A 608-nucleotide genomic window follows, 5' to 3' on the forward strand; every position below is an offset into this window, starting at 1 on the left:
CCCCGCGTTCTCGTATCCGATGCCCTTTCCGAAACCGCCGTGCAGATTTTCCGCGACCGTGGGGTCGAGGTGGATTTCATGCCGAAGCTCGGCAAGGACAAGGAGAAGCTGCAGGAAATCATCGGCCAGTATGACGGCCTCGCGATCCGCTCTGCGACCAAGGTGACGGAGAAGCTGATCGAGGCGGCGACCAACCTGAAGGTGGTCGGACGCGCCGGCATCGGCGTCGACAACGTCGACATCCCGGCGGCCTCGCGCAAGGGCATCATCGTGATGAACACGCCGTTCGGCAATTCCATCACCACGGCCGAGCATGCCATCGCGCTGATGTTCGCGGTGGCCCGCCAGATCCCGGAGGCCAATGCGTCGACCCATGCCGGCAAGTGGGAGAAGAACCGCTTCATGGGCGTGGAACTGACCGGCAAGGTGCTGGGCGTGATCGGCTGCGGCAACATCGGCTCGATCGTGGCTTCGCGCGGCATCGGCCTGAAGATGCACGTCATCGCCTTCGACCCGTTCCTGTCGCCGGAGCGGGCGGTGGAGATGGGCGTGGAGAAGGTGGAACTGGACGACCTGTTCGCGCGCGCCGACTTCATCACGCTGCACAC

The 608-nt window shown here is 64.3% G+C and carries 1 protein-coding gene; it reads left to right on the plus strand.

Features of this window, described 5'->3' with window-relative positions; translation table 11 throughout:
• Positions 1–608 (plus strand): hydroxyacid dehydrogenase (locus tag CSC94_RS24040; RefSeq protein WP_280950013.1); only part of this gene is annotated, 608 nt, incomplete at both ends.

It is taken from the genome of Zhengella mangrovi (assembly GCF_002727065.1).
In the GTDB taxonomy this organism is placed as follows: Bacteria; Pseudomonadota; Alphaproteobacteria; order Rhizobiales; family Rhizobiaceae; genus Zhengella; species Zhengella mangrovi.